The organism is Pedobacter sp. B4-66 (genome assembly GCF_018492665.1).
Lineage (GTDB): Bacteria > Bacteroidota > Bacteroidia > Sphingobacteriales > Sphingobacteriaceae > Pedobacter.
The window spans coordinates 81863-103769 of sequence record NZ_JAFVME010000015.1; the positions used below are offsets into that span (position 1 = coordinate 81863).

The following is a 21907-nucleotide window of genomic DNA, read 5'->3' on the forward strand; positions in this document are numbered from 1 at the left end:
GCCTTATTGTTTAATTATTCTTTGTATCTCATCAAGCTTTAAGAGCGCCTCAACCGGGGTAAGTATATTCACATCAAGGTTGTTAAGGGTATCTCTTATTTTTACTAAAACAGGATCGTCAATGGCAAACATTTGTAATTGATAAGCCTGATTTTGAACCTTTTTAATGCTGTCTTTAATGCTTTGGCCTTCAGTTCGGTCTATTTCAAGCTTTTTAAGAATCTCATTTGCCCTGTTGATCAGTTTAGCAGGCATACCGGCCATTTTAGCAACATGAATACCAAAACTGTGCTCACTGCCACCCGGCACTAGCTTACGTAGGAAAATTACCTTATTTGAAACCTCTTTAATGGATACATTAAAGTTCCTGATACGGCTCATGGTATTTTCCAGTTCATTTAATTCGTGATAGTGAGTGGCAAATAATGTTTTTGGTCGCGCGGTTGGATGCGTATGCAAAAACTCTGCAATTGCCCAGGCTATTGAAATACCGTCGTAAGTACTTGTTCCTCTACCAATTTCATCAAGGAGAATTAAGCTATTATCCGAAATGTTGTTTAGGATGCTGGCCGTTTCATTCATTTCTACCATGAATGTACTCTCTCCCGAAGAAAGGTTATCAGAAGCCCCTACCCTTGTAAAGATCTTATCAATTAACCCAATACTCGCAGCTTTAGCCGGCACAAAACAGCCCATTTGAGCCATCAATACAATAAGCCCAGTTTGCCTTAATATAGCCGACTTACCCGACATATTGGGGCCGGTAATGATAATGATCTGCTGAGTATCGTTATCTAAGAACACATCATTGGTGATGTATTCTTCTCCTACAGGTAACCTTTTTTCAATTACAGGGTGTCTTCCACCTTTAATATCTAAAGCTTTTCCAGTAGTAATTTCAGGCTTTACATAGTGATTTTTAATCGCTAATTGAGCAAAACACAACAGCACATCTAGTTGAGCTATCTGGAAAGCATTTAATTGAATTTGCTTAATATATGCAGATACCTGATATACCAATTCATTGTATAAACGAACCTCTATCTGCTGAATTTTTTCTTCGGCACCAAGTATCTGTTCTTCATACTCCTTTAATTCAGGAGTAATATATCTTTCAGCACTTACAAGAGTTTGTTTTCTAATCCAGTCTGCAGGTACTTTATCTTTATGTGTATGGGTAACCTCTAAATAATATCCAAAAACATTATTAAAAGCTATTTTTAAAGAAGGTATACCGGTAATGGCAGCTTCTCTTTTCTGAATTTCAACTAAGTAATCTTTACCTCCAAAGGCTATTTTTCTAAGCCTATCCAAGTCTTCATCAATCCCATCAGCAATTACATTCCCTTTGATTAATAAAGCAGGTGGATCTTGCTGTAATTCTCTTTCGAGCTTTTCTCTGATGGTTAAACATGGATTTAATTGATCTGCAAGAACAGACAAGAAAGGGTTTTTCACCTCTTCAGCTATCTTTTTAACAGATTCTATATGATATAATGCTTTTTTTAACTGACAAAGCTCTCGAGGCCCTACTCTTTGTAGTCCTACTTTGGAAATCAATCTTTCCAAATCACCGATCTGCTTGATATGAGTTAAAAACTCATCTAAAAGAGATTCTTTTTTTATCAGGAATTCAACAACACCTAAACGCTCTTGAATTGGTTTTAACTCCTTTAGCGGCAATATGATCCATTTGTGTAACAAACGGGCGCCCATTGGGGTTGATGTTTGATCAAGCACCTCAAAAAGCGTAACAGCATTATCGTTTGTAGAGCTAACCAACTCCAGATTTCTAATCGTAAAACGATCTAACCATACGAACTTCTCTTCCTCTAAACGAGAAATTGATGAAATGTGTTTTAAATTGCGATGCTCAGTTTCATTCAAATAATGAAGAACCACTCCCGCAGCAACAATCCCTGTTTGTAGCTTATCAACTCCAAATCCTTTTAAAGAGGTTACTTCAAAATGCTTGGTTAAAATTTCATTTGCGTAATCGTTGGTAAATGCCCAATCGTCTAAATGAAAAGTATAAAACTTGTCGCCAAAATTCTCAAGAAATTCTTTCCTTTTACTTTTCTGAAAAACGACTTCATTTGGTTTAAAGCCTTGTAAAAGCTTGTCTATGTATTCTGCATCTCCTTGGGCAACAAGAAATTCACCTGTCGAAATATCTGCAAAAGATACACCAATACTATTTTTATCAAAATAAACAGCGGCCAAATAATTGTTAGATTTTTGGCTTAAGATGTTATCGCTATAAGCTACACCTGGTGTTACTAGTTCGGTAACACCTCTCTTAACAATTGTTTTTGTTGTTTTAGGATCTTCCAACTGGTCGCAAATTGCCACCCTTTGGCCTGCTCTAACCAACTTTGAAAGATAATTATCTAATGAATGATGTGGGAAGCCCGCTAATTCTAAAGCACCATTTGGGCCTGTACCTCTTCTGGTAAGTACAATTCCTAATATCTGCGATGTTTTAACTGCATCCTCACCAAATGTTTCATAGAAATCGCCAACCCTAAACAGTAATAATGCGCCCGGATACTTTGCTTTAATAGCATTGTATTGCTGCATTAACGGGGTTTCTTTAGTATTATCTTTAGCCAAAATGATTCTGTTTACAAAATCGTAAAGATACTATCTTGATATATAGGCTTTATGATTTGTTGAAAATTTAAAAAATGTTTATAGGTTTAAAGTTTAGCAATATAGGATAGGAATAAATCCAATGCTTCTCTTTTCTTATCTGTGAGGTCGAAATCGAGTTTGTGGAATAGATAATCGTCTAAATCAAAATCATCACGGACAGCTAAGTCTTTTAATAACTCAGATCGGTGACCTAATCCGAGAGCCAATGCGTCATTAAATTCATCAATAAAGGATTGAGGAATAGTTTTATTGGCAACCCAAGCTGCGTAAACAAACGGCAAGCCAGTAAAGTTCATCCATTCTTCTCCCATATCATAAGCAAACAAATAATCGGTCTTTTTGCCGAAAGTTCTGTCGCCAATTAAAACTATGGCATCCGTTTTTTCATTGATATCAGTTGTAAATTCGACATCTTGTTTCCAGTAAAACTTCAACAATACTTTTGCAAGATTATTTGATGTACGAGAATGGCTATCTAATCTTACGGTTTTAATTTCTGAAATGGCAACATCACTAAAAATAAATACCGAGTTCACTGCGCCAACTGAACCAATACAATAGTTTGCTACGATATTGGCATTAGGTACGTATGGTATAGCTGCCACAGGAATTAAGCCTATATCAACCTGATTATTAATTAACTTTGCCGCACAATCTGATGGGATATCTAAACTTAGATCTATCTTATTTAAAATTTCCGAATGCTCAATTCCGTAAATGAAGGGCTTAGTATTTGTATAGGAAACTGCAGATATTTTAATATTACTCAATGGAATTATTTTAAATGGTCGGTATTATTGAACTCAATGATATTAAATTCATCTTTGGTAAGTTCAACTTTGTAAAGTGTGGTATTTTGATGAGGAAAATCGCCCATCTCAGATAAAGGTTTGTTCATAAGTAAACAAAGTAATAAACGCATTGCACGGCCATGCATGCAAATTAAGATTAGCCTTTCATCTTTTCTGGATTTGATAAGATCCATCGCTTCTTTAAGCCTAACCAAAACTTGATTAGGACTCTCTCCTCCTTCAAAATGAGCATCATAATCGCCATCGTTCCATGCTTGTACAATTGCTTTAAATGCAGCCATTGCATTATCATCATTAGGCTTACCTTCCCATTTACCCCATGCAAGCTCATCTAAACCAGCCACTTGTTCCCATGGAGTACCAGCATCAATAAACCCTTGAACTGTTTGATGTGTACGCTTTAGTTTTGAGGTATACACTTTTTCGAAAGGCACATCTTTATACATTGCGTAAAAAGCAGCGGCCTGACTCCTTCCGGTCTCGTTAAGATCGCTATTAATTCCCCGGCCTTGTACAATTCCTAATTTATTTAATTCCGTTTCACCATGTCTGATGATGTATATTTCCTTATCCATTAGTTAATTACAGGTAATTTGTAGTACTGAGGCTTCACTTCATTCTCAAAAACGAAATCGGTATAATCTGTTACCACATTATATAGGGTATCTCTTTCTATCGGCTTGCGTTTTACCTGTTTTATGAGATTTACAAGATCTTGAGTACTCATCGCAGGATGTTGCTCTTCTGCACCGGCCATTGAGTAAATTTTGGTGGTATCATCAAGTGTACCATCTATATCGTCTACTCCAAAGTTCAGTGACAGTTGAGCTGTTTGTCGGCTAATCATCGCCCAATAAGCTTTTATGTGATCAAAGTTATCCATGTAAATACGCGCAATTGCATAATTTCTCAGGTCTTCAATTACAGATACCTCAGGTACGTTACTCATTTGATTGTGCTGATTTCTGAACTTTAGAGGGATAAAAGTTTGGAAACCTCCTGTCCTATCTTGCAATTGGCGTAATTGCTCCATGTGATCCACACGATGTTCATATTTTTCGATATGACCATATAGCATTGTTGCGTTAGAACGCATACCTAACTTATGCCATTCTTCGTGTATAGCCAACCATTGTTCGCCAGTACATTTATCTTTAGATATAAGGTCTCTAACTTCAGGATGAAAAATCTCTGCTCCTCCTCCAGGAATTGACTCCAATCCGGCTTCTTTCATTAACCTCATACCAGTAGCGTAGTCAATTTTAGCCTTCTTAAATATATAATGATATTCTACAGGAGTCAGTGCTTTAACATGAAGTTCAGGGCGGTGTTTTTTTATTGCAGTAAATAAAGCTGAATAAAAAGCAACATCATATTGAGGTAAAACCCCTCCTACAATGTGTACTTCGGTAACAGGTTCATCATCATACTTTTTAACAACGTCGAGCATCTCTTCCATTGTTAATGCCCAGCCTTCTTCTTTCTGCTTAATTAAGCGGGAATATGAACAAAATTTACAATCGTAAACACAAAGGTTAGTCGGTTCTAAATGAAAGTTACGGTTAAAATAAGTCTTATCACCGTGCTTTTGTTCTCTTATATAGTTAGCCAAAGTACCTAGGTAACCCAATTCGGCGTGTTCATAAAGATAAACACACTCGTCAAAAGTAATCCTTTCTTGATTTTGTACCTTTTGTGCAATTGATTTAAGTGCCTTAGGCAGATCTGGATCGTTTAAAATCAGAGCTAGTTTTGAAGTAGTATCCATTTATAACGTATAATGAACAAAAGTAAGATAAAATCAACAGATAACCCCTTTTTAAGGGATATTACCTGTCAGGGTTATGTAAAGAGCGCTAACCTATTTTTACTTTATAATTCTATTTATCAAATCATTTAGCTGCTTGTCAGACAGTTGCTGAGGCGCATACATTTCCTGGCCCTCCGTCCACGCTTTATCCATTTTAAAGTAGTCGGTTATTGGAGCTTCCGGATCGCTCATTTTTGCCAGTTCCTGTTCTGTAAACTTTTTCCAGCGGGATAAATATAATGAACCTAGCAAACCGCTCCATTCTTTGTGAGCATACTCATGAAGATCTGTTGCCGCATTATAATCCGGCCCCCAGTAGGTAATTTGAATTTTAGCATTTTTTATAGCATTGGCTTTGTCCTGAGCCGTATCGCCAAAATTTAAGGCTTGCTTTAGCCATGTGTTTAACGAGAAATATTTTGAAGAACTCAATAAAGAATCTTGTTGAAGAATCAACTGTTGAAATTTATCACTGCTTTTTTTAAATTTCATTGCATCCTTAGCCTTAATGGCATCTGTCATTTCCAGATAAACCTCATCACCAATATTAGCCTGCAACTGTCTTACAAAGTCTATTTTATCAACCTGATATGTTTCATTGTCCTTAAAATCATTGGATGCTGCTACGAAAAGTTTAACCGCCTCTTTAAACTTGGCCGGATCATAGTTTCTTTTCCTAGTTCCCCACGAAGAAACGCTTTTAATATCAATACCTGGTCTGGCACAGAATATCGATTCAGAAGGTCCTTCCTGATAAATATCAGGGCTGCTATAAGCTGTTTCCAATAACAATTGCCAAGCTTTCTCTAATGTCGGTGTGGTTTTTCCATAACGGAAAGCCTGATATTTTTTAATCCATTGCTTAACATCTACACGCTCTTTATGCCATCCAAGCTCAAGCATCAGGTCAAACGTAACCGGATTATTGTAAATGCCTTCAGGTATAATTCCAACACCTTTTAAAAAGGTTCCGTATTGACTGTTTTTAGCACGATAAACCTCATCAGCAAATCGTTGAAGTTTACCATACAGACCATTCTTTTCACCAAAATTACTTACGTTGCTCCAAACAAAGGGAGTTCCATTATAGCCTTTACGCTTTTCCCAGTTGTTGGTATTTTCTCCAAACAACTCTATCACAAGTGTCTTTTTTCTATTTAATCCGTCTAGCAATTTAGGAGAGGGATTTTCCTGCCAGCCTTGTAACACCCAGGTACTACCCGGAAAGTTATCCTGCATTACTTTTTGTATTGCTGTGGCCGATGTAGTTACATCTGTTCCTTTTGAACTACCTCCCTCATGAAAAGGATCCCCACCAAAATAACGCAGATCTCTTCCATACAATATCTTCATTTCATTGTAGTAAATATCTGCTAGCTTCGAAAAAGCAGGATCTTCAGTTAAAAGAAAGTCGGGACGCTGAAAACCACCAGCCCATTTACCTTGCTCAATTACCTTGATGTCCATTTTAGTTTTTAAGGAAGTTGGTATCATTCCATAAAAACCGTGCATTAAGGGTTCTATTTCAAGCTCCTTCATCCTTTTAAGGATTTTCTGTTGGAGCTTTGCCTGCCGATCTATAAAATCCTGACTAACTGGACCACCCCAACCTTCAAGATTCCCCATTAACCACCATGCGCTAAAGGCTGGTCCTGCAATAAAATCTAGGGTTTCTTTCTCTGAATAGCCAAGCTTTCTTAAAGTATTTTGCCATACCGCCTCCATGCCAACTGGGGCCAACATCAGATTTACTCCATTTAAAGCCATCCAATCCAACTCTCTTTCCCAATCTTCCCATTTATAGAAACTCATCGAGTAATTTATGGTACAGTAGTTTAATGCATAACGAACCGGATATGGCGAAACAATCCTTATTTTCTGCTTTATTAAAGGAAGCTTTGTTACCGACGAAAGATTATCTCCAAAATGAGACATACTTCGGTTACAATAGTATTTTAGATACCAATTTAAAGCAGATGATGCGGCACTTGAACTTGATGCTCCAATATGTATTTTATTGTTTCGCATGGAAAGCTCAAAAACCTCATTCCAATTATCGGACGGGATTATACTAAATGATAAAGATGAAGCTAACCATGGCACTCTTCTCTCCGCAATCTGTTTAACCGACTGATAAGTTTGCGCTTTTAGTGAAAAGAACGAGCCTATTGCGAGTAAGGCAAATAAAAAAGACTTTGTTTTTAAGGAGAAAGGGTTCATTTATATAGCTTAAAAAAAATTTTGTTTTACCTAAAAGGAAAAACAGTAAGTTTACAAGGGATAAATTTAGTAAAAACACGCAAATTATGTACTTATTAATATTTTAATGAATTAAGAGCGCTTTTTACTTGTCCCACCACACCCTTGATGTTAGGGCATCACCGCCATTTAATCTAGTAACTGCAGTTTTGTAGTTCTCAGGATTATTCAAAGCTTCAGATGATAGGTATATCATTCTTCTGGGGATGGTTCCGTTAGTTACATTACCGATATACTTAACAGGTATCAATTTAGGGTAGTCTGATCTTTTCCAATTTAACCACGATTCAATAAAATTAAAGTTGGTGCCTGTAGCCACCCAATACTGGGTATTAATTTGATTAAGGGCTGTTTCCAGGTCAGATTGGTTTAGTGGATGCTCATTTACATAGGCGTTGATGATTTCAGGGGCAATTTCAGCCTGTACATCCTGTTGTTCCATTGATTGTAATGCGCCTCTAAGACCATTTGAATAATGTTGAGACGCAGTGCCGGAAACATCCCAACCTTTCAGCTTTGCCTCAGATAGTAAAAATTCTGTTTCGGCATATGTTATAATAAAAATCGGTCCTCCAAGTTTCAAGTACACAGAGGTTCTTGGTCTGGAATATTTACCTAGAGGAGCAAAATCAGCACCTGACCCTGTTCCCCCGGGATATGATGGATGTTTGCTGATATCGGTATTCCCTCCAAGCAGATCATATCCGTTGGGCAGTCCAATTTGAACTGATGCTTCTGTATTTCCTGAAAGTGTTTGATTTACATTTTTTGCAAGACCATCCTGAGGTATTTCAGCTATAACGGCCAATCTTGGATCGTCAGTTTCTCTTAGATAATCGATTAAGGTTTTGCTCCATTTTACTTCAATATAATCTGAAAACACACGTAATGCTGTTGAAGATCTATTTTGGCTAGCTGAACTGGTAGCATCAGTCATTAGAATTGCATTGTCACTTGCATCAGAAAAAGCATGAGCCGAAGCTTTTTCAACCCATAGTCGAGCGATATCTGGTCGAACTTTACTCAACCTCATTGCCACGCGTATCATTAAAGCATAGCCAAACTTTTTCCATTTATTAATGTCGCCGTTGTAAAGCAGATCAGCGGTTGGCCTGGGCTTATCAGGGTTCAAATTTGCAATGGCTTTTTCTAAATCTAATAACATGGAGTTGTAGATGTCTTCCTGTTTATCATACAAAGGGTATTTAATCCCTTGTCTGGCTTTTGCAGCTTCACTATAAGGTACATCTCCATAAGTATCGGTTATTCTTTGTAAAATTAACACGAACATAATATCACCAATACTGATCAGATTTGAATATTTATCATCATCTTTTTCAGTTGCGAGTCGCTGCATTTCTCTTATTGTGGAGGCTTCTGCATAGTCCTCGTCAAAAATCCGCCCTTGATAATCAGTAAAGCTCGCTACATTTAGGTATTTATCTCCGTTATTATAGTAATAATAAGTAGATGCGAGTAACTGTGTCATTGTACTTTGATAAAGCAACTGATAATAACCTTTATTTGCGAACTTTAACTGTGCTGTTGAAAGTAGACCATTAGGGTCATAGTTTGAAGCATTGGATTTTGTAGGATCATTATTTATTTTATCCAGCTGTTCTTTACTGCAGCTAAACATAATTATCATTATTAAAATCACTTGAAGAATAATTGCTTTTTTCATAGCGTACAGTTATTTAAACTTCAGATTTAGATTTATACCAAAAGTTCTTGTTGCGGGTAATGATGCACCCTCTATTCCTGCATAAGCAAGGCTGGGAGAGAACTGAGATTCTGGGTCTATATTTTTAGTATACTTCAAAATAGTTAATAGATTCCTTCCTATTAAATCTATTGATGCATTTTTAAAAGGCGTTTTATTTAATATTTTGGACGAGAATGTGTAGCCAAGCACAACTTGTCTTAATTTTATAAAACTGCCATTTAAAACAGAGAGTGCAGAGATATTTGTAGCCAATGCAGGGTAATAGTTGTAGGCAGGAACATTTGTGGTATTTGTTTCTCCATTTTCATACACACCGTTAGCAACTATACCTGTTTCACGACCATAAAGCGTTGCCCTATTAAGACCAAGAACATAGGAGTAATTTTCTGTAGCCGACAGGACTTTATTTCCAAATTTATAATCTATCAGAAAGCTTAAACTGAAGCTTTTATATTGAAAATTATTGCTGAACCCTCCATAGTAAGATGGAAGAATACTACCCATTGGTTTCATCTCTCCTCGCTTTGGAACCCCATCTGAACCAATAATAATGTTCCCATTTTTGTCACGCTGATAATCATAAGCCATAATCTGAGTTATCGACTTGCCAACAACAAGGGCAGTATTTGCGTTTAATGGTCGGTAAGTGCCGCCAAATGCATAGCTGCTTATGCCGTCTATTGATATCAACAAGTTATTTATATGACTGGCATTAATTCCAGCTTTCCAACTAAAATTCTCATTGGTTATTAAATTGGTTTGTATAGAAGTTTCAATACCTGTATTACGGGTTTTGCCTAAATTTACATAGGCAGATGTGAATCCTGTGGCTACAGATTGTCCGGCATTAATAATTTCCTTATTGGTAATCCTGTGGAAGTAAGTGAAATCAAGATCTATTTTGTTGCCAAAAAGCTTTAAATTAATACCAGTTTCAAATTCATTTAAGGTGAATGGTTTCAGATTGTAGTTTGGTAAATCTCTTGAAAAATTCCCTAAAGGAACACCGTTTATAGATTTGTCCGAGGAATAATAAACTTGTGTAGTGTAGGGAACTGCCGGTTCTCCGCTTGTTTGAGCAAAACTAGCTCTTATTTTACCGAAATCCAGACCTTTTACTTTTAAAAAGTTAGAGAATATAAAGCTTCCTGAGACACTTGGAACAAAAATCCCCCTGTTATTGCTGGGAAGTGTAGAGTATACATCGTATCGTCCGGTAGATGATACCGTAAGGAATTTTTTGAAATCAAAGTCAACTGTATAGTATGCCGACTGAGTAACAATTCTTGAAAGTGCATCTTTACTGCTAACAGCCGATAGATTATCAACTGTGTATAAATAGGGTATGATAAATTGGGTGCCTGTTAACTCATTAGATTTTGTTCTTCTATTGCGAAAGCTTGCCCCTGCAGATACATCTATGTTCAGGTCTTTAGTAATGTCTCTGTTTCCTGAAAGAAGAATATCAGTATTTAATTCTGATGTTTTTGATTGATTTAAGGCATTTATACCACCCTGACCATTTATAGAAAAAGCCGTGCCTGTTGGTACAATACTTATAACATGGTCGTTACTGACGTCATAACCAAATCTTCCCTGTAGAAACAGACTGTTGCTCAAATCGTATTTGATAAGCGCTGAGGATATTAACCTGTCGCGTGTAGCGTTGTCTTCTTTTTTATTGATGGTGAAATATGGATTAGTTTTATATTCATCCGCATTCCACCTGGTTTCAGCTCCCGTATTTACATCATATCCTGGGGCTAACAAGGCTTGATCTGCACTTGTTGCTATGGCGTTGATACCATAGTTTGCATTAATAGGACCATCGCTAAGGTACGATCTGTTTTTGCCCCGCTCATAAATGTAATTGCCATTTAAAGTGAGTGTGAGTTTTTTGGTTAAGTCATATGAAGCAAATATGTTTGAGGTTTTTCTGTTCAGATCGCTATTTCTTAAAATAGATTGATAATCAAGAATTGAAGCTGATGCATGATAGCTGCTTTTATCCGATCCGCCATTTAGAGAAATGGTATTTGTAAAAGCTGGTGCCGTTCTATAGAATCTTTTTATGTTGTCTTTTACCGGTGCATATGGGTGGTTTTCTCCATTAATTTGTACACTTGGTAGTCCATCCATCTTTTCCCCCCAACTAAGTATACCGGTTGCAATTGCTCCTGCAATGTTTTGTGGTCTTAAGTTTTGTGCGCCCTGACCATATACATATTGATAATCAGTATTATTTACAGGATTGTCAAATGAGAAATTAGAGTTGTATTCAACAGAATTACCTGATTTCCTTTTTCCACTTTTAATTGTAATTATGATCACACCATTTGCAGCACGTGCACCATATAAAGCAGAAGCGGAAGATCCTTTTAATACAGTAATAGTCTCTACATCATCAGGATTGATGTTACTAATTCCATCCCCATAATCTACACCTCCATATTCATTTGCACTCCCACGCTGAGTATTATCTATAGGTATCCCATTAATAATAAAAAGAGGAGGCCCTGCATCCTTACTTGCTGCACCTCTTAGCAGTATTCTCGAAGACGAGCCCGGCCCTCCATTCACGCCACTAACATTTAGCCCCGCTACCAGTCCTTCTAATGCCATAGCAAGGTTCGATTCCCTTGCCTTCGTTAATAAAGAACCATCGATAGTCGATACCGAATAACCTATCTTTCTGTTCTCTTTTTTAATATTTAAGGCTGTTACTATAACTTCATTCAGCATCTTAACTGAATCAACATCCTGATCTTCAATCGATCTCAGTTTTATAACAATAAGATTCTTGGAAAGTAATTTATAGTTGTAATTGGTGTTTGTAAGAATCTGGTCTAGTACTTTAAAGGTTTCCTTATTCTTTACATTGATGGTAATTTTCTTATCAGGAATTTTCCGTTCACTAAATACAAATCGATAAAAGGTCTGATTTTGTATCTCATTAATAACTTGATCAAAGCTTGCCGATTCGAGCTTTAATGTCACTTTCGTTTGCGAATGAACATTAATTGCTATCATAAGGAAGCAGAAAATCAATACGTGTCGCATCGTCTTCATCATAAGCTTCGTACTCGGGTCTTGATTGTAAATCGGTTAGAGGGATTTTAATAAATATATATAATATTCCCCTCTTTTTTATAGCTGAAATTTTCTATATATCTCAAAGCATTTAATAGTTCTTCGATGCTTTCTTTCTCAAACTCTCCCGTGAAAATATAATCTTTCTTTTTCTCATCATTAAACCTTATCTCTACGCCATATTTTCTTTCAGCATCTCGGGCAATAGAAACGAATGTTTGATTCTTGAATACTAACCTGTCATTTAACCAGGAGGTTTCCATTATACTGTTGTTGCTGCTATCCTTTGAATTATAATAAGTCAATGGAACTATCGTGTAATTAACATTGTTTTTGTCAGCCAGGGTAAACTTCTGGTTTGGTTTTAATATGATCTTTTCAGCAGGTTTGTTATTCAATGTGATCTGAACAAGCCCTCTTACCAAAGTTGTTTCAATAAATGAATCATCTTCATAAACTTTTACATCAAAAGCAGTTCCCAATACCCTTATGCTCATATGTTTCGTATGAATAATGAAAGGATGTTCAGAGTCTTTCTTAACATCAAAAAAAGCTTCACCATTCAGATATACTTCCCTGTTTTTTCTACTAAAAGATGCTGGATATTTTAATTGAGTTTTAGAATTTAAGTTTACCTGAGTACCATCTTCAAGTATAATTTTTGATTTATCCCCACTCGGGGTTTGCAAAACTTTCCATTCAGCAATATCGTTTTTCCCGGCAGAATTATCTGGAAAAAAATAATACGCAGCAAAAGAACAGATACAAAAGGCAATAACAGCCGCAATTCGGTACCAGTTAACAAAGTCTCTTTTTACAGGTTCTTCAATATTCTGAACAGGCTTAGGCTCCGGAACAGCTATTTGTTGTTTAATCTTTTCAAAAACTGAATCAATATTGTTAGTGCCTGGTTTTTCGTCATTAAAATAACCGGTTAGATTTTCGTACTCATTTCTATGAACGGTACTTTTTGAAAGTAGTTCTTTAAGCTCAATAAGCTCTTTAGGTGAAATTTCACCAGCTAATCTTTTGCCCAATAACTCCGTAAATCTTTGATCAGTCATTTGTGTTTTTTGTTGTGTTATTATATATAGTACTGTTTTTACTTAAAAATGCCTACAATACTCTAAAAAATAGTTTGTTATGCTTATTAAAAAAATAAGACTTATAATTTTTCCGCTAATAAGTTTGTCATTGTTGCCGCTTTGATCCTTACCTTCTTTATATGCGAAAAGTGTAACCCTTAGTTTATCAATAGCTCTAAAAAGCTGTGTTTGCACTGTTCTTGGAGATATATCTAGAATTTCGGCAACTTCTTTATATCTCATTCCATTTTCTTTAATCAACCTAAAAACCATTTTTGCCTGCAATGGAAGTTTTTCAATTGCACTATCTAATTTAACATGCAACTCTTTGCGTTCCAGCTCTTTCTCTGGATTATTATTGTCCGAGAATGGATACTCGCCCGACAATTCTAATTCAGTTATACGGATCCCTGAATATTTTTTAAGATGTTTTAATGATTGATTTCTAACCGCAACAAACAGATATGTCTCCGGGTTAGTTACATGCAAGTTTACTTTTCTGTTTTCCCAACACTTTACAAATATTTCTGAAATGATATCTTCAGCAATCTCCTTTTGAGTTACATAGTAACAACAAAATTTAAAAAGTTTATTGAATAGCGCATAGTATAAAGCCTCAAAGGATTTAACATCGTCTTCAACGGACATTCTGATCCACAGACTGGATAAGTCGGGCTTTACTGTTTTCAATTGCTAAATGGGTTGTTTTTTTCAATGCAATGTAGCGAATAAAAATAATTTCAAAAAAAATGAATTCTCTGTAGGCAATTTCTTTCTGAAATAGATCTCTTCTCTAAATACGAGTCATTGTGTGCTGTCAATTACTTTGAGACATCAAAGAATTCGCTAACCAAGCTCATTTACAATTAACCATTTGTAAATAATGGAACGTATTAATGAATATTATTAAACTAAACTAAACAAATGTATGAAAATGAGGAAAGTTCATTCCACAACCAGTGTCCTAGAAATCAAATTTTCTAGCACAACTAGAGGCTTGCGGAAGCTAGCGCTCGTAGCAGTTGCTGCGCTTGGCTTACAGAATACCGCTAAGGCTGAGGGCATTGTAATAAACAAAAGCCTATTCCCAAATCTCTCCAAGGTGGTAAAACATCCGATTACTATAAGTGAGACAGTTGCTAAGACTGTAACCGGATTGGTAATCGATGATACCGGATTACCACTTCCTGGTGCAACCATTTCCGCAAAAGGCACCAAGGTTAAAACAGTTACTGGCAGTGATGGGAAGTTTACATTAAATGTTCCTGATAATGCCACCATACTGATAGTTTCCTATATTGGCATGGAATCTCAGGAAGTAGATATCAGCAATTTAACCAACGTAACTATAACGTTAAAACCTTCCGGTAATGCAAATTTAACAGAGGTAGTAGTTACCGCTTTAGGTGTAAAACGTGAGAAAAGAGCGCTGACCTTCGCTGCACAGCAACTTGTAGGCGCAGAACTTACAAAAGCCGGAAGTCCCAATTTTATGGAGGCTTTAAGTGGTAAAGCTGCTGGTATTGATATTGGCATCAGTAACTCCGGTGTTGGAGGTTCAACAAAAACGGTATTAAGGGGTTCAAAATCAATTGCAGGAAATAGTGAAGCGCTTTTTGTAATTGATGGTGTGCCTGTAGTAAATAACAAAGGCGGACAGCCGGGGTCTTATGGTGGAACAGATGGTGGAGATGGCCTTTCTGCGTTAAATCAAGACGATTTTGAGTCAGTAACTATTTTAAGAGGCGCCAATGGAGCTATTTTATATGGTAGCCAGGGAGCTAACGGCGTAATTTTAATCAACACTAAGAAAGGTCAGGCCGGCAAAATTGCTATTGCTTTAAATTCTACTATAAATTTCAGCAATGCTGCTACATTACCTGAGTTTCAATTTGATTATGGTGCAGTAGGTGGTAGCGATTACAGTTGGTCAAAAACAAAAGGAGATTACCAACGTAACTATATTGATGATTTTTTTCAGACCGGTGTAAATACTATTAATTCACTTTCAGTATCAGGTGGGAATGAAAGAACAACTACTTATTTCTCTTATGGAAATAATAATGCATCGGGCATTGTACCAACCAGCACTTACAATAAGCATAATGTTACCTTTAGTCAGGAGACAAAAATATTTGATGATAAACTTACTTTGAGTGGAAATGTGAGGTTCTCTAACGAAAAGTCAAAAAATCGCACGGGAGCCGGTTATTACAATAATCCATTAACAGGATTATATTTATTTGCTCGCGAAAGAGATTTTAATGATTACAAAACAAATTATCAGGTTTTTAATACTGAACGAAATCTGTATAAACAAAACTGGTATTCTACTGAAGAAAAACAAAACAACCCGTATTGGGAATTAAATAATGACCCAAAACTTTCCACTAGTAACAGAGTCATTGCTTCAGCAAAAGCATCATACGCATTTTTACCACATTTTAAATTTGATGTACGTGGGAACATTGATTATAATGACAGATTATTAGACTATCGTTATGCTGCAGGGGGCAACTCGGTAAGCGTAAGTTCTAACGGAACATGGAATTACGCCAAGTATAATGACAAAGCCTTATATGGTGATGCCATCTTAAGCTATGACAACACTTTTGGTAAATTCAGTTTGAATAGCGTATTGGGGGGAAGTATCCAGGATTACACGTTTAATGATGGAATGACTTTTGCCAACGGCACAACACCGCTCCAGTACCCGAACTTTTTCAGTTTCGCAAACCTGCCTTATAATCTGGTTATAAATCAGACCTATAGCAGAGTTCAGAAACAGGGCTTATTTGCCAATGCCTCTCTAGGGTTCAAAGATATGATCTATGTAGATCTGGCAGGGCGTAACGACTACGCATCTACTTTGGCAACGACCGGAAACGATTCTTATTTTTATTATTCCGCAGGGCTGTCAGCAATAATCAGCCAGATGGTAACCATGCCCAATGAAATCAATTTCTTAAAACTAAGGGCATCTACCTCTCAGGTTGGAAATGAGGTTCCATATAATATCGTAAACCCAGGTAATGTTATCGGTGGTGCAGGTGGACCGAACGGCATAGGCGGAATTACCAGAAATACACAGACACCTTTTGCGACATTGGTACCTGAAAAAATAACCAGTAATGAGATTGGCCTAGAAAGCCGTCTTCTAAACGATAGATTAACTCTTGATTTTACCTATTATAAAAATACAAGTACCAACCAATTTTTATCTTTGCCAGCTCCTTCGGGTTCCGGTTATACCTTTTACTATGTGAATGCGGGTAAGGTTACCAACCAGGGTTTTGAGTTGACACTAGGTGGTGACCCAATAAGAAACGAAAACTTCCAGTGGAACACATCCGTTAACCTATCGCAGAACAAAAACAAGATTGTAGAGTTGATTGCCGATAACCCCGGCTATCAGGTGGGTAGCGATAGCGAAGGTTTTAATTCAATAATCAAAGCTGGTGGGTCTTTTAACGACTTATACATTTTCAAATTTGCACGCAATGCTTCAGGCCAGATTATATTGGATGATGCTGGAAAACCGAGTAAGGCTGCTACACAGGAATATGTTGGAAATTTAAATCCAAATTTTATAACCGGCTGGAACAACACATTTACATATAAAAACTTAAGTTTAAGTGCCCTGGTAACGGCTAAGTTCGGCGGTGTTGCTTTCTCTAAAACTGAGGCTTTCCTTGATTCGTATGGAGTAAGTAAAAGAACTGGCGAAGCACGAGATGCAGGAAGTATTCCGATTAATGCCATAATGGGTACTACCCCTCAAAGCTCAATTGACCCTGCGCTGTACTATTCAACAATCGGTGATAGAAATGGGATTATGGAGCCTTATGTATTCTCCCGCACCAATGTCCGTTTGGCACAGGTATCATTAGCCTATAATTTGCCAATTAAGGGTACAGCTATTAAATCAGCTTCTATTTCGCTAATCGGGCGTAACCTGTTTTTCTTCTATAAAAAATCACCTTTCGATCCGGAGCAGGCAATGAGTACCAATAATAGCATGCAGGCTAATGATATTTTTGCTGCACCTGCTACACGTTCTTACGGGCTAAATCTTAAGTTAAACTTTTAATGTCTTAAAATAATGAAAAAAATATGTTTAATGGTGCTTGCTTTGATCGTACTCAACTCCTGCACCAAGAATTTCGAAGAAATAAATACAAATCCAAATCAGATAACAGATAAAATGCTAGAGCAGGACTTTAATCTGGTTGGATCTTCCTTCTCAGTTATGCTATTTAACCTGATGGGCCACCAAATTGAAGAAGATCTGTGTTATGACAACTGGATGGGATATATGGGCTCTCCAACCCCTTATGTTGCAGGTGTAAACAATACCACTTATTACCTGCGCTGGATTGATGCATACTGGAACCGTATATATGGTAGCGTAATGTCTCCATCAAAACAGGTAATACAGCTTGCCGAAGAAAAAGAATTACCATTATTCGGTGATTGGGCAAAATTGGTTAGGATATTGGCTATATCGAAATTAACGGCTATCTATGGTCCTGTGATCTATTCGAACTATGGTACTCCTGGTTTAGGTTCGATCAAATACGACAAGGAGTCGGATCTATATAACAATCTGTTTACGCAGTTAGATGAGATTGAAACAAATTTCAAAGCCAACACATCGTACACCGGATTTACCAAATTTGATCCAAGCTATAAAGGTAACATCGCTTCATGGTTAAAATTACTTAATTCGGTACGTTTCCGTTTGGCCATGCGCTTGGTTAAGGTTAGCCCTACAGTTGCTCAAACACAAGGAGAAAAAGCTCTGGCTGATCCAGTTGGGTTAATTAGTACTAATGCCGAGAATTTCCTTATTTCGTTAAATGGAGAGGTAATGCCTGTTTCGATGATTTCTTTTGACTGGAACGATACCCGTATGGGTGCAACCATGGAGTCTTTTATGGTGGGTTTAAAAGACGGACGTATGAACAAATATTTTGCTGAAGTAAGTGATGCCAGTTTAGTTACTGACCATCCTGCATACAAATATAAAGGTATTCGCAGCGGCGCTTTCATAAATGCCAAAGATGACAGAGTTTCATATTCTACAGTGAGTACAGATTTCAAATCAGTGCAAAACAGAAGAGGGTTTACTGCATCAGAAATAGCTTTTTTGAAAGCCGAAGCGGCATTAAGAGGATGGGCAAACGCAGGAGATGCTAAAACAAACTATGAAAATGGAGTCCGCCTTTCTTTTGCCGACTGGGGAGCCGCAGGTGTTGATGCTTACTTGACTGATGCAACAAGTAAACCAATCAACTATATTGACCCAAAAGACAGTAAAAATAATTTCACAGCACTTTCAACCATTACAATAGCCTGGGATGCTGGCGACTCTAATGAACTGAAACTGGAAAAAATTATCACACAAAAATACTTAGCTACTTTTACCAATACTTTAGAAGCATGGGTAGATTTTAGAAGGACAGGCTATCCTAAAATTCCACATGTTGCTAAAAATGACAGTAGCCCGGATTGGGGTGTAATAACAGCCGATCAATGGATAAAGCGACTCGTATTTGTGCCTGCAGAAAGAACAGGTAATACTGCTGCTGTTGCCGAAGCTGCGACTTTTTTAAGCTCAGGTAAAGACGATATTGCATCACGCTTATGGTGGGATACTACCACTCCAGGTAATTTCTAATTTTTTTTTTTGCAATAATAATCCTAAATGGCTGCCTTCTGGCGGCCATTTTTGTATCCTAATACAAAAAACAGGTTAATTTGGCCATCTTTATAGCCGGGCTAATTACCAACCGCTTTTTTTCTCTCAATTGTAAGTAGAACCTAAAAAGCGCTCCCAATTCATTAATAATTTAATGAATATAGGAGCACAATCGAGCGCGAAGATTATTTTCTTTTACTGCCTTCTATATTTGGTAGAAATGCTGTAAAAATTCCGATTAATGGAAGGAAAGCACAAATTTTAAACACGTATTCAATACTGGTTTGATCTGCAAGTTTGCCAAGGATAGCAGAACCTAAACCTCCCATTCCGAAAGCAAAGCCAAAAAATAAGCCGGCAATCATTCCTACTTTTCCTGGTACAAGTTCAGTTGCATATACCAATATTGCAGAAAATGCTGAAGAAATTATAAGCCCTATAACAACAGATAAAGCACCTGTCCAGAACAGAGAAACATAAGGCAGCAATAAAGTAAATGGTGCAGCACCAAGGATAGAGATCCAGATAATATACTTGCGACCAAATCTATCACCCAAGGGGCCGCCAATTAATGTGCCGGCAGCAACAGCCCCTAAAAAAGCAAATAGGTAGACTTGAGACTGTTGCACCGACACATCGAATTTATCCATTAGGTAGAATGTGTAATAACTAGTCATACTAGCCATATAAAAGTATTTCGAAAAGATAAGGACCAATAAAATACCAAGAGAAATCACTACACGATTTTTGGATAAATGATGATGTACTTCTTCTTTAACAATGCTTTTATTTGATTCTTTTAATTCCAATTGTTCCTGATACCATTTTGCAACTCTCGATAAGACTACGATACCTAAAATTGCAGCTAATGAGAACCATATGATATAAAATTGACCGTAAGGGACAACTATAATTGCTGCCAAAAGCGGCCCTATTGCACTTCCTGCATTACCCCCCAGTTGAAAAATAGACTGTGCCAGTCCCTTTTTTCCGCCTGAAGCTAAATGTGCAACGCGGGATGACTCTGGATGAAATATTGAAGAGCCCACTCCTATTAAACTAACCGCCAAAAGAATATTAATAAAACTAGATGCAAAAGATACCGCAATGAGGCCTAATAGTGTAAAACCCATTGCTATTGCAAGGGAATACGGACGCGGTTTTTTATCGGTATAAAATCCGATAAATGGTTGAAGTATTGATGCCGTTAACTGATAAGTTAAAGTAATGAGACCTATTTGGGTAAATGTAAGATTAAACTTTTCTTTCATTACAGGATACACAGCAGGAATTACAGCCTGAAGCATATCATTAAGTAAATGAGTAAAGCTTATGGTAAATAAAATAGAGAAAACCGTTTGTTGAGCAATCTTTTTTGAATCAATAACGGCTGTATTTGTAAAAGATGTTTTTTCCATTGTTTTAGATCAGATCATCTGATGTATTGTTATAAATTTTTACTGAGATACGTGTCCTAATATTTTTGCTGCAATGGTCCATGCTTTCTTAGCATCTCCTGCAATAATACTTTTTAGCAGTTGCTCATGATATATATAAGTTTCTTCAAATACTCTAACATCCGGATGCGTTTGAAGAAACCAGTTTTTTAAGTGGATGGAGGCCGATTTATATAAATCTGCCAGTATTTCGTTCTTTGACGCAAGGGCTATTGCTATGTGAAACTGAACATCAGCTTCTATACATTCATCAATTAATCCGGCCTTAGCAGCCCTTTTTCTGTTTTCCAGATGAGCTCTTATAGCTATGATATCACTTTCAGTTCGGTTAAGTGCTGCTAGCTCTGCAATTTTCATTTCAAGTAACTGTCTAACCTCATCCAGGTCCTTAACATTAGCCCTTTTCAACCTGAGCTCCATAGGCTCCCTGTTTGCTATAGCCTGATCTACAAAGGTTCCAATTCCCTGTTGCACTCTAAGTAACCCTGAATTTGCTAATATCTTAATAGCTTCCCTTATGGTTGAACGTCCAACTCCAAAGTTTTTCATCAACTCCGGTTCTATCGGTAACTGTTCATTAACTTTGTACTGACCAAGAGATATCTGCTCACTTAATCGCGAGGCCACTTCATCCGCCAAAGACTTTTTTTGTATAAGATTCTTCATGCTAATTCATCATATCATCAGATGAATTCAAATATAAAGATTAAAACCCAATTCGCAAATAAAACCACAAAAAAAGGGTTCAAATCTAATTGAACCCTTTCTCCTAAACCAAACTAACCATAAACTAGTTAAACACTAGTTTGCTTTTTTCACTACTTCGCTGCTTTAACAAAGTTCAACACGATGTAAGCAGTTTTTGATCCATATTCAACAGGCGACTTAATTACCATAGTGTTACCATCAGTAGAAGAAAGAACAGACCTGTAACCAGATGTTACGTTTTTAGCCTTTTCACCTTCAAAAATCTTTTTAAATTGAAAAGTTTCATCTGCAGGACTTACTGACCAATAAATTTTCTGAGTTTTTGCCTGGCAAGCTCCGCCGCCTTGTAATGTATAGCTACCATTACCACTATTAGTCAGACTCCAGGTACTACCTTGAAAACAAGTGTATGAACCTTCATCAAACAATGATTTTACTGCCGCCTGTGGTACACCTTCAAATGTGATGTCATTTAAAACCCAATTACCAGTTACATTACCTTTTTTTAAACTTTGAACTGCTCCTCCTTTAGGTGAGCAACTTTGCAAAACCATTAACGAACTACATAAAATGGCTGCTATCAGTAATATTCTTTTCATATTCT

General features: G+C 36.9%; 14 protein-coding genes. 2 read left to right on the forward strand and 12 right to left on the reverse strand.

All coding sequences use genetic code 11. The features are described from left to right. Window positions 1-3 precede the first annotated feature (3 nt). The 9 genes from mutS to J1905_RS21685 all read right to left on the reverse strand — a co-directional run bounded on the left by mutS (window position 4) and on the right by J1905_RS21685 (window position 14127). A complete protein-coding gene (mutS, locus tag J1905_RS21645) occupies window positions 4-2613 on the reverse strand; it encodes a DNA mismatch repair protein MutS (RefSeq protein ID WP_214229298.1) in 2610 nt (869 codons plus the stop codon). An 86-nt stretch (window positions 2614-2699) separates the two neighbouring features. Then, the gene (locus tag J1905_RS21650) at window positions 2700-3425 is read right to left on the reverse strand and encodes a menaquinone biosynthetic enzyme MqnA/MqnD family protein (protein ID WP_214229299.1); all 726 of its coding nucleotides are present in this window, start codon (window positions 3423-3425) and stop codon (window positions 2700-2702) included. Between the two features lie 5 nt (window positions 3426-3430). Further along, a complete protein-coding gene (locus tag J1905_RS21655; RefSeq protein ID WP_214229300.1) occupies window positions 3431-4042 on the reverse strand; it encodes a histidine phosphatase family protein in 612 nt (203 codons plus the stop codon). Beyond that, complete coding sequence (gene mqnE / locus J1905_RS21660) at window positions 4042-5235, reverse strand: aminofutalosine synthase MqnE (RefSeq protein WP_214229301.1); 1194 nt, start codon at window positions 5233-5235, stop codon at window positions 4042-4044. Before mqnE ends, J1905_RS21655 begins: the two co-directional genes overlap by 1 nt. Window positions 5236-5334: 99 nt before the next feature. Then, window positions 5335-7497, reverse strand: a complete 2163-nt coding sequence (locus J1905_RS21665; protein ID WP_214229302.1) for an alpha-N-acetylglucosaminidase — start codon at window positions 7495-7497, stop codon at window positions 5335-5337. A 124-nt stretch (window positions 7498-7621) separates the two neighbouring features. Beyond that, window positions 7622-9220 (reverse strand): SusD/RagB family nutrient-binding outer membrane lipoprotein, encoded by a 1599-nt coding sequence (locus tag J1905_RS21670; protein WP_214229303.1) that lies wholly within the window; start codon window positions 9218-9220, stop codon window positions 7622-7624. Window positions 9221-9229: 9 nt separating this feature from the next. Then, entirely contained in the window at window positions 9230-12292 is a 3063-nt protein-coding gene (locus J1905_RS21675) for a SusC/RagA family TonB-linked outer membrane protein (protein ID WP_214229304.1), read from the reverse strand. 86 nt (window positions 12293-12378) lie between these two features. Beyond that, window positions 12379-13416: a FecR family protein gene (locus J1905_RS21680; protein ID WP_214229305.1), complete on the reverse strand. Its 1038-nt coding sequence runs from the start codon at window positions 13414-13416 to the stop codon at window positions 12379-12381. 42 nt (window positions 13417-13458) lie between these two features. Then, complete coding sequence (locus J1905_RS21685) at window positions 13459-14127, reverse strand: RNA polymerase sigma-70 factor (protein WP_214229306.1); 669 nt, start codon at window positions 14125-14127, stop codon at window positions 13459-13461. A gap of 238 nt (window positions 14128-14365) precedes the next feature. Here J1905_RS21685 and J1905_RS21690 point away from each other — a divergent pair, with 238 nt between their 5' ends. Together J1905_RS21690 and J1905_RS21695 are read left to right on the forward strand one after the other, a co-directional pair. After that, the gene (locus J1905_RS21690; RefSeq protein WP_214229307.1) at window positions 14366-17527 is read left to right on the forward strand and encodes a SusC/RagA family TonB-linked outer membrane protein; all 3162 of its coding nucleotides are present in this window, start codon (window positions 14366-14368) and stop codon (window positions 17525-17527) included. Between the two features lie 12 nt (window positions 17528-17539). Then, the gene (locus J1905_RS21695) at window positions 17540-19117 is read left to right on the forward strand and encodes a SusD/RagB family nutrient-binding outer membrane lipoprotein (RefSeq protein WP_214229308.1); all 1578 of its coding nucleotides are present in this window, start codon (window positions 17540-17542) and stop codon (window positions 19115-19117) included. A 206-nt stretch (window positions 19118-19323) separates the two neighbouring features. Here J1905_RS21695 and J1905_RS21700 read toward each other — a convergent pair whose 3' ends face one another. The 3 genes from J1905_RS21700 to J1905_RS21710 all read right to left on the reverse strand — a co-directional run bounded on the left by J1905_RS21700 (window position 19324) and on the right by J1905_RS21710 (window position 21902). Further along, a complete protein-coding gene (locus tag J1905_RS21700; protein WP_214229309.1) occupies window positions 19324-20556 on the reverse strand; it encodes an MFS transporter in 1233 nt (410 codons plus the stop codon). Between the two features lie 39 nt (window positions 20557-20595). Further along, window positions 20596-21261, reverse strand: a complete 666-nt coding sequence (locus J1905_RS21705) for a FadR/GntR family transcriptional regulator (protein ID WP_214229310.1) — start codon at window positions 21259-21261, stop codon at window positions 20596-20598. Between the two features lie 152 nt (window positions 21262-21413). Further along, window positions 21414-21902 (reverse strand): lipocalin family protein, encoded by a 489-nt coding sequence (locus J1905_RS21710; protein ID WP_214229311.1) that lies wholly within the window; start codon window positions 21900-21902, stop codon window positions 21414-21416. Window positions 21903-21907: the final 5 nt, after the last annotated feature.